Raw genomic sequence first — 8,596 nt, 5'->3', positions numbered from 1 at the left:
TCATCAGGGACAAGATCATCGGACACTCCGCAGACCCTGCCGATGAAGATCATTGACTGCCAGCCGACACGCCGATCTCATTCTGAAACGATCAGTAAGCCCGAACAGACCTGAACAAGGCCGTTGGGGCCGCCGCTGCCCCGCCATTGACCATGACGATCCTCGGAGTTGGGCAGGGCAGCGTGCGGTCAGCGGGATGCGGGGTCGCAAGGAGCTCTTCGGGATCGGGCCTGACGGTAGAGCAACAGCTGGTCGGGGGCGCATGATGGAGGCGCCCGTCCCGTCACAAGCGAGGTGCATCGTCCCGATGAAACGCAGGACCGGAATCTTCCTGGCGGGCCTGGCCTGCGTGGGCGGCGCCGTCGCCGGCGCGGGCCTGCTGCACAACCGCCGGCCTGATCGCCGGGAACGCCTCCACGTCACGATCTTCAGCGAACCCGGCTACATGGGCCGCAACCAGACGCTGACCTGGACCGGCGGCGAGCGTGAAGTGGTCCCGCTCACCCGGGTACAGCTGCCGAGCATCGGCTCGATCAGGCTGGAGCGGCTGGTGTACCGCTTCCAGCCCGAGGTCCGGCTCCCGAACATGTACATCCTGTGGCACGCCCTCACCGAGCGCCCGGACCGCACGGACCCCGAGGACGGCGTGGCCAGCTTCATCGCCATGCACCAGCTCGCCGGCATGTTCTCGGTGGGTCTGTGGGTGCCGGTCCGGGAGTCCGAGGCGCGATCGGGGGTGCGGCTCTGGGCCGGGCGTCCCGGCCATCTGCTGCCCGCGCACGACGAGGGGGACCCTTCCGGGAAGGCGGCCTCCGGCAAGGTGGCGGCTTCCAGTGAGGCGGCCGTTCCCGGCACCCGGCCCTGGCACGACGTCCTGGCCAATACGCCAGACCTCGGCTCCTGGAGCACCCGCACCCGCTACCTCGAACTCGGCTACCACGACGCGCGCGGCCCTGGCAGCTGACCGGCCGCCTGCCTGACTGCCCCCGGCCGCCCCGTCAGTGGGCGGTCAGCTTGTTCCGTGGCGGTGGGTGGGGTTGTCGGTTTCGTTGGTGGGGCGGTCGATGAGGATGGCTGCTACGTCGTCGGCCAGGTGGCCTTCGGTGTGGTGGAGCAGCCGCTGGTGTAGTTGGTCGAGGAACGCCTTAGGCGTGCACGTGTGGAGCGCTTGCACGGCTTCGGGCAGGGCGAAGAAGTCGTTGTTACGGTTGCGGGCTTCGATGACGCCGTCGGTGTAGAGCAGCAGGCGGTCGCCGGGGAGGAATGGGTGGCTTTCGGGTTTGGGCGGGGGGCCGGTGTAGAGGTCTTCCAGGCCGAAGGGCGGCAGCGGGCAGGACGGCGTCAGGGCTTGCACTGTGCCCTGGTGGAGCAGCAGCGGCGGCGGGTGGCCACGGTTGATCAGCTCCACCACATGTTCGCCCGGGGTGCCCGGGATCTGGGCCAGTAGGGCGGTGGTGAATCCCTCCAGGGCGACTTCTGGCTCGAACGCCCCCGGCACGTCCGCCTCCCGCAGCAGCGCGGCCCCACAGTGGTCCATGACGTCCACCAGGTCGTTCTCGTAGTGCACGGCTTTCCGGAAGGCGCCCAGCGCCACCGCGACCGCCCGCATGGCATTCAGGCCCTTGCCGCGGACGTCTCCCACGATCAGCCGGACGCCGTACCGGGTCAGCACCGCCTCGTACAGATCACCGCCGACCTGCGCGCCCGTCCCCGCCGCGAGGCTCAAGCTGGCCGCCCGTACCGGACCCAGCCGCGCCGGAACAGGCCGCAGGATGACGTCCTGTGCCGCCACGGCGATACGGCGAACCTGATCGAGCTCGCTGCGCCGGTGCGCGCGCACCGTCTTGCTCAGGATCACGCTGGCGACCGACACCACCAGCAGGCCCACGAGGTTGCCGAAAATCTGGTGGGTTTCCCATTCGTGGTTGTAGGTGGCCGTGGTCACGTTGACGGCCAGAGCGGCGGCCGCCGCTGACAGGGTGCCTTTGGGGCCCATCGTCAGGGCCGCCAGTGCCGGCGTCGCGGTGAGGATAGGGCCGGTCATCATGAAATGCGCGGGTAACAGTTCGATTCCCAGCACGCCCAGCGCTATCACGAAGGGCACAGCCTGCGCGAGTGTCAGGAGGACCTTGCTATGGCCGCCCGCTCCCGGCCCGGGAGACGAGCAGGACGGTGACCGCATGCATTCAGCCTGCCCCAGTGCAGCGCCTGCCGCACCGTGGAGTGTCTGGCGGGGTTGATCTGCGGTTTTAGTGCGCGCGGTGCCGGGGCTGCGGCCGTCTAGAGAGGGCCCCCGCCGGTGACGGGGATGGGCGGCGGGGGCCCTGGTGGTGGAGGGCTGGAGGTGGGGGGCCAAGCCCTCTGGATGCACCAGTCACAGCGTGCTCACCATCTGATGCCTCTGCCACCCGGCAGCCCTCGACCGGGTGACGGGGGCGGGCCCGCCTGGTCAGGCGGAGTCCGGAGGAGCGCGGAGGTGCATGGCCGCACCCCGGTTTGCCCCCGAGCCGGGGTTGTTCCGACCGTGGGCTGGACGGTGCGCTGGAGAGTTGCGCGGACCGGGGGGCCGAGCGTTGCACCGAGGGCAGGAGCGCCGGTTTCCGGTGTGAGGGTGTTGCCGCTGGTCACCGCTGGTGGGCAAGCCGGTGTGGGACGGCGACACCTCCTCCCGGGCGCGACAGCCGCAGGGGAGGAGGAACGGTTCGGTGAGCGGGGCTCGGGACCGGCTGGGCGGGACCGGTGGCCGTGGCCGGACCCAGCCGACGCCGTCAACGTGGCATCCGGCACCGCCGGCCAGACAGACAACCTCTGGCCTGCGGGCAGACGCTCCCCCGGGCGGGGTGACCGGAGAGCGGTGACACTCGCGTATCGGGGGGTTTGTTCAGGGTGAACGAGTCCTCATTGTTCGGGGTATGTGAAGGTTTGTCCGATGCCGCCGGAACTCACCGCCCTCGAGGAACAGGCGCCGCCGGCACTCACCGACCCAGGCGCGATCCCGCGCCCGCCGCTGCGCTACGGCCACGCCGTACGGGCCCGGGCCGGCGCTGGCCGACTGATGGCAACGCTTCTTCGTACCTGTTTCTGAACCTCTGACCCACCGCAGTGCGGTCGACTACCTTCTGTGTACGGGATCTGAACGCCCGCACGGAGAAGGCCGTCACCACCGTGGCGCGCCTTGCGGTCGGCACTGGGAGGCCGGCTCCCAGCCTCCTATCCGGCACCGACCGCGGGCGGCAAGACGCGGCGTGACGTCATCGCTCAGATGGCACAGGACATGCTGGGCGGGACGGGTGTAGGGCGGCGCGTAAAGGAGGACGGTATGGAGCCACCAGCGCTCCGTCGCGCGATTGAGGCAGGGCAGGCCATGGCCTCGGAGCTGGGGCTCCAGGTCGACGATGTGGTTGTCATCCACAACTCGGACCGCGTCGCGCTCCGTCTGGTCCCTTCCGAGACCCTTGCCCGGGTCGCGCCCGTCGGGGACCTGGCCGGTTCCGAGTTCGAGGTGGAGGTCGCCCGCCGTCTTGCCGAGGTCGACGACGCTCCGGTGGCCGAGCTTGACCCCCGGGTCGAGCCCCGGGTGCACGTGCGCGACGGCTTCGCCGTCTCGCTCTGGACTTACTACGAACCGCTGGGATCGACGATCGAGCCGGCCGATTACGCGGACGCGCTTCAGCGGTACCACGCCGCGCTGCGCCAGGTCGGGGACCTGGACGCCCCGCACTTCACCGACCGGGTCGCCGTGGTGCTGAAAGAGGTCAACGACCGGGAGCAATCGCCCGAGCTGGCCGACGCCGACCGGGAGCTCCTCCGCGAGACGCTCAGCGAGCTGAGCGCCGAGATCAGCGCCGACAAGGCCGGCGACCAGCTGCTGCACGGCGAGCCGCACGAGGGCAACCTCCTCAACACGAAGCGGGGGCCGCTCTTCATCGACCTCGTCACCTGCTGCCGCGGACCGGTCGAGTTTGACCTTGCCCATGCGCCGGAGGACGTCGGAGAGCACTACGCGGGCGCCGACGAGAGCCTGATCTACCGGTGCCGCGCGGTGGACTGGGCGATGTTCTCGGCCTGGCGCTGGCGTCGGAACGACCAGATGCCCGATCGCGACCACTGGCGGGCGGAGGGGCTCAACCTGGTCCGTGCTGCCCTTGCCCGCTGCGAACCGGGCTGATACCTGTTTCTCAGCTCCGAGTCTGAGCAAGCTGCGGGCCGGGGCGGGGTGAGGGTGGCGACGGTGAGAAGCGTTGCCCCTGATCACAATGAACGACCGCAAATGACCGGTTGCTGAACGAAGTTGGGATCAGGATGCGTTTGCGATGCGGTCACTGTGACCGTTCCCCGAACGTTTCCTTCCGGCGCCGCCAGGCCCTCACTTTGCACCGGCCCGGGCAGAACAGGGCCGTCGACCTCCGGTCGACGCCGGCCACCCACCGGGTCCCGCACTCGGGACACTCGGCGTCGCCGACCCCGCCCCGCACGGCGGCCAGGCGCTTGCGCAGCCGCCGGTCCGTACGCCACTGCCTGGCACGACACGCCGACCTCGGACACCACGCCAGCGTACTTCTAGACAGGCCCTAGTTCGGGCTGGGCAAGCCCGTTCCCGGGGGCTGCCCACGCTGCAGGCCGGCGGGCGCGCCCGCGGCGGCGGGTCGCCGCGACCAGCTCCTGGTGCTCCTGGCGGGTTGCCTGGACAGTGGGCTGGAGGGTGGGCTGGAGCGTGCAGGGGTGCACCGAGGGTGGCACGGAAGGTAGGCAGGCCCGTCCTCGGCGCGGTGGTGTTGCTGCTGGTCATGGCCGGTGGGCAAGCCGGTGCGGGACGGCGACACCTCCTCCCCAGCGCGATAGCCGCAGGGGAGGGAGAGGTATCCGGTGTCGACCGCGCGGCGGGAACGGCCTCCGGTCAGGTGGTCACGCCGCTCCACGATCGCGCCACCGGGAGGCGTTGTTCGCCTTCACCGTGGGCCAGGAGACGCCAGCCGTGCGGGCCGACGTCCGGAGTCCGTAACGGCGGCACAGTTGGCCATGACCTCGAACACCGCCCCCGCCAGTTCCTGCCGGGCCAGGCCGCTGATCTGTGAGAGAGCGAGCGTGGGCACGGGAACGGTGATCTGCCCGTGAGCCCATTCGTTCAAGGCCGCGTGCGCGGTGATCGGCCCGGCGCGCACGATGCGGGCCAGCGTGAAGCGGTACTCCGCCACGACGCGGTCACCCCCTCTTTGATCACTCCCCCCGGGGTGTCACCCTCCGTCGTCTGCTGGCCTTCAGTCAATGCCCGGCGGGCATACCTCCGCCAGGGCACACGAGCACCGCGCCCGGTGGCGTCGGCAATGGCCGCGCGTTCGTCAGCCGAGGGATTGGAGCAGATCGTTGCACGCGGTCTCGCAGGAGCGACAGGCCTCGGAGCATAGGCGGCAGTGCTCCATGTGCGTGTGGCGGCCGCATTCATCTCCGCACGCCTTACAGGCGGTGGCACACGCCTGCAGGATGGCGCGGGTGATGTTGGCGTCGTAGCCGGTGTGGCGGGAAAGGACCGACGCGGTGGCATTGCAGATGTCGGCGCAGTCCATGTTGGTGCGGATGCACTTGGCCAGTTCGGCCGGCATGCCCTCCGACAGGCAGGCATCGGCGCACGCGGTACACGCCTGGGCACAGGCGATACATTCCTCGATGCACTTGGTGAGCTTCTCTCGGTCGACGCGACCGAGGTCGGCCGGGTAGGTGGCGAGCATCTCCTTCACCGACGTCACGGGGACCGCCTCGTTTCGTGCCGGAGGCCGGCGGCCAGATGGCCACACCTCCTTGATCTCCGGCTTCTACCTCATTCTCAGCTGGCTCACAGGTCATCGCACCGCGGGTCGGCGGGTGGACGCGGTACGCCGCTTCGGCGCCGGCCCTCATCGACGGTCTGTTGGCCCGGGCCCGCGCTGCCGCGGCAGTCATCCGCGCCCGCCTGCGCGACGTCGTCGTGGACGTCGCGCAGGCGGGCGCGTACGTGACCGTAGTCGTGGCGGTGATGAAGCGGGGCCAGTTCCGTTGCCGGCACCTGCTTGCTGAAGCCCGCCGTCACCTCGCCCACACCCTCCAAGGCACGCCGCGCGCTCCCGGCCTGGACCACCGCATCACGGACACGGCGCTCACTGCCCACTGCCCCGGGAACTCACCAACCCCGAAGCGTCCGCTGGCCAGACTGTGAGCGCAACTCGCCGCCTCTACCGCACCCGCGTCCCGCTGCCGCCCGAACTCACCGCCCTCGAGGAAACAACGCCAGCACTCACCGATCCGGACGGGATCCCGCGCCCGCCGCTGCGCTGCGGACACGCCGTCGCGGCCGGACTGTGGCTGCAGGGCGAGCTGCCTCTGCCGGTCAGCCCGCCCGCCGGAAGGCGTTGTAGGAAAGTAGTCGGCGTTGAACGTCGGCAATCGAGCTTTCCGCGCAGGTCACAGGGCTGCGCGACGGGGTGCGACCTGCGAAGGCCGATCCGAGTCGCTGCGGGCGGGAGAGCGTTGACACCGGGGCGGTCCCGCTGCGGGGTGGGATCCGAAGCGGAGCCGCACCTCCATGATGGACACAGGCGAGACGTTTCCGGGAATTCTGCTCACACCTCGGGGTGACGAGGCAGCCGCAGTCGCGGCGCGTCCGCGGGCAGGCGCGGGGCCGGGGCGCGGTGCCGGGCGGCGAGGACGAAGCCCCAGTCCTCGTCCCGGCGGCCGGTGCCGATCCCGTAGTCGGCGGTGCGCAGCCCGGACGCCCGGCGCCGGGCGCTCCCGTGTGCACCGCGAGCCGACTGCCCGGGGCGAGCACGCCCCCGGGCAGTCGGCTGGGGTCATGCACCGGAACCCTTGGCTTAGTTGGGCTGTCCCCTGCGATCTCATTGGCTGTTGGCACCGGCAGTTGCGGGCAGGTGTCGGGTGGCCGCGGATGCGAGGTGGTGGCGGGTTACGCGGGCTACCTCGTGCCAGAAGGGTTTAGCGGCCTCCTCAACAGCCGCGCAGTCGAAGATGGGAAACGGCCTATGAGCGCTCCGTGCCCGCGCGGCTTCTGGCGCTGGTCAGGCGATGGGAACTGCGGGCTCATCGGTGGGGTTCGGGGCCTTGTGCAGCCCCCGCTCCCACTTCTCCTCGATGTGGCCGAACTTCCACACCGCCAGGGCGACGACCCAGGTGACGACGAACAGGCCGACGATCCAAAAGCCGACGGTGTTGAGGTCCACAGAGGCCACCGAATCCCAGAAGGGGCCGGTCAGTGCCATCTTGTCGGCGAGGATGCCGAGCAGTTCGATGCCTTCGATGATCAGGGCGACGGCGATCGAGAGCCCGGTGATGGTGAGGTTGTAGTAGACCTTCCGGACCGGCTTGGAGAAGGCCCAGCCATATGCGAAGTTCATGAACGACCCGTCGATAGTGTCCAGTAGGGACATCCCGGCGGCGAACAGAACGGGAAGGCACAAGATCGCGTACCAGGGCAGGCCCGAGGCTACCGACCAGGCAGCGAGCACCAGCAAGCTGATCTCGGTGACGGTGTCGAAGCCCAGACCGAACAGGATGCCCAGCGGATACATCTGCCACGGCTTGCGGATAGCGCGAGTGGCGCGGCCCAGAAGGCGGTTCATGAAACCGCGGTTGTTGAGCTGTTCCTCATGGGCGGCCTCGTCGTACTGGCCGCGCCGCATCCTGGCAAAGACCTTGGCGAGGCCGATCAGGATCACGAGATTGATGGCGGCGATCAGCACCAGGAAGGCGCCGGAGACAAGGGTGCCGATAAGGCCTCCGACCTGGTGAAGCCGCGAGTCGTCGTCGGCGAGGCCCGTCCCCACGGCCTTGACGCCAAGGGCAAGAAGGAAGGTGAGACCGAAGACCACCGAGGAGTGGCCCAGGGAGAACCAGAAGCCGACCGACAGCGGTCGCTTGCCGTCCTCCATCAGCTTGCGGGTGGTGTTGTCGATCGCTGCGATGTGGTCAGCGTCAAAGGCGTGCAACGACCACTCCGGAGCCGCGCACAACACCTCCAGCAACACCGCGACGGCATCGTCCTCCGCCTCGGTCGGCCAGTACAACCAGGCCGACGTGTCCTTCGCGCAGCAGATGATCCCCCACCACCGCCAGGCCGTCGTCATGGCTGGTATGGCCGCGTCACACGGCGCCTCCAGCGAGGTCAAGGCCCTGGCCGAGCAGATCGAGAAGGCACAGGACCCGGAGATCGAGACGATGTCCGGATGGCTGAAGGCCTGGGGTGCAAAGGTTCCCGACGCCATGGAGGGCATGCCGGCCATGGGAGGCATGGACCATGGCGACCATGCCTCCATGCCCGGGATGATGGGCCAGGAGGACATGGACAAGCTGGATGGCGCCATCGATGAGGACTTCGACCGCATGTTCCTGACCATGATGATCGAGCACCATGAGGGTGCCGTCGACATGGCGAAGACGGAGCAGCAGAAGGGCGCATCCCCGGACGCCATGTCCATGGCGGGTGACATCGTCAGGGCTCAGACCGTGGAGATCGCGCAGATGCGGCAGATGCTCGGCGCCAGCTGATCACACGACCAAGTGCGGGGGCGGGCCCTCGCCGTAGAACGCCGCGAGTCGGCCCGCACGACGT

At 69.3% G+C, this 8,596-nt stretch carries 8 protein-coding genes; 3 read left to right on the top strand and 5 right to left on the bottom strand.

All coding sequences use genetic code 11. From position 1 onward, the window contains the following. Positions 1-307 precede the first annotated feature (307 nt). Entirely contained in the window at positions 308-964 is a 657-nt protein-coding gene (locus PV410_RS25295) for a hypothetical protein (protein ID WP_500327882.1), read from the top strand. Positions 965-1,009: 45 nt separating this feature from the next. Here the strand turns inward: PV410_RS25295 and PV410_RS25290 are convergent, their stop codons facing one another. Continuing rightward, on the bottom strand, positions 1,010-2,104 hold the full coding sequence (locus tag PV410_RS25290; protein ID WP_500327881.1) for a PP2C family protein-serine/threonine phosphatase: 1,095 nt from the start codon (positions 2,102-2,104) through the stop codon (positions 1,010-1,012). A 1,215-nt stretch (positions 2,105-3,319) separates the two neighbouring features. Between PV410_RS25290 and PV410_RS25285 the strand changes: the two genes are divergently transcribed. Further along, a complete protein-coding gene (locus PV410_RS25285; RefSeq protein ID WP_500327879.1) occupies positions 3,320-4,168 on the top strand; it encodes a phosphotransferase in 849 nt (282 codons plus the stop codon). 781 nt (positions 4,169-4,949) lie between these two features. On the opposite strand, the gene PV410_RS25280 is transcribed toward PV410_RS25285, so the two are convergent. The 4 genes from PV410_RS25280 to nicT form a co-directional block, all read right to left on the bottom strand. Next, the gene (locus PV410_RS25280; RefSeq protein ID WP_500327878.1) at positions 4,950-5,195 is read right to left on the bottom strand and encodes a hypothetical protein; all 246 of its coding nucleotides are present in this window, start codon (positions 5,193-5,195) and stop codon (positions 4,950-4,952) included. A 144-nt stretch (positions 5,196-5,339) separates the two neighbouring features. Continuing rightward, positions 5,340-5,726: a four-helix bundle copper-binding protein gene (locus PV410_RS25275; protein ID WP_500327894.1), complete on the bottom strand. Its 387-nt coding sequence runs from the start codon at positions 5,724-5,726 to the stop codon at positions 5,340-5,342. Between the two features lie 104 nt (positions 5,727-5,830). Next, positions 5,831-6,073 carry a hypothetical protein gene (locus PV410_RS25270; protein ID WP_500327877.1) on the bottom strand — a complete coding sequence of 81 codons (243 nt, stop codon included), beginning with the start codon at positions 6,071-6,073 and terminating at the stop codon, positions 5,831-5,833. A 973-nt stretch (positions 6,074-7,046) separates the two neighbouring features. Beyond that, entirely contained in the window at positions 7,047-8,012 is a 966-nt protein-coding gene (gene nicT / locus PV410_RS25265) for a Nickel transporter NicT (RefSeq protein WP_500327893.1), read from the bottom strand. A 49-nt stretch (positions 8,013-8,061) separates the two neighbouring features. On the opposite strand from nicT, the gene PV410_RS25260 reads away from it, so the two are divergent. Further along, positions 8,062-8,532 carry a DUF305 domain-containing protein gene (locus tag PV410_RS25260; RefSeq protein ID WP_500327876.1) on the top strand — a complete coding sequence of 157 codons (471 nt, stop codon included), beginning with the start codon at positions 8,062-8,064 and terminating at the stop codon, positions 8,530-8,532. Positions 8,533-8,596 lie beyond the last annotated feature (64 nt).

Source organism: Streptomyces sp. PA03-5A (genome assembly GCF_033792725.1).
GTDB lineage: Bacteria > Actinomycetota > Actinomycetes > Streptomycetales > Streptomycetaceae > Actinacidiphila.
The sequence above is the reverse complement of the archived record's forward strand: the minus strand, read 5'-3'. Positions and strand labels throughout refer to the sequence as shown.

Bases quoted from the DNA above. Each gene is read 5' to 3' on its own strand.
- PV410_RS25295 (WP_500327882.1), top strand. From the start codon at position 308: ATGAAACGCAGGACCGGAATCTTCCTGGCGGGCCTGGCCTGCGTGGGC.
- PV410_RS25285 (WP_500327879.1), top strand. From the start codon at position 3,320: ATGGAGCCACCAGCGCTCCGTCGCGCGATTGAGGCAGGGCAGGCCATG.
- PV410_RS25275 (WP_500327894.1), bottom strand. From the start codon at position 5,726: ATGCTCGCCACCTACCCGGCCGACCTCGGTCGCGTCGACCGAGAGAAG.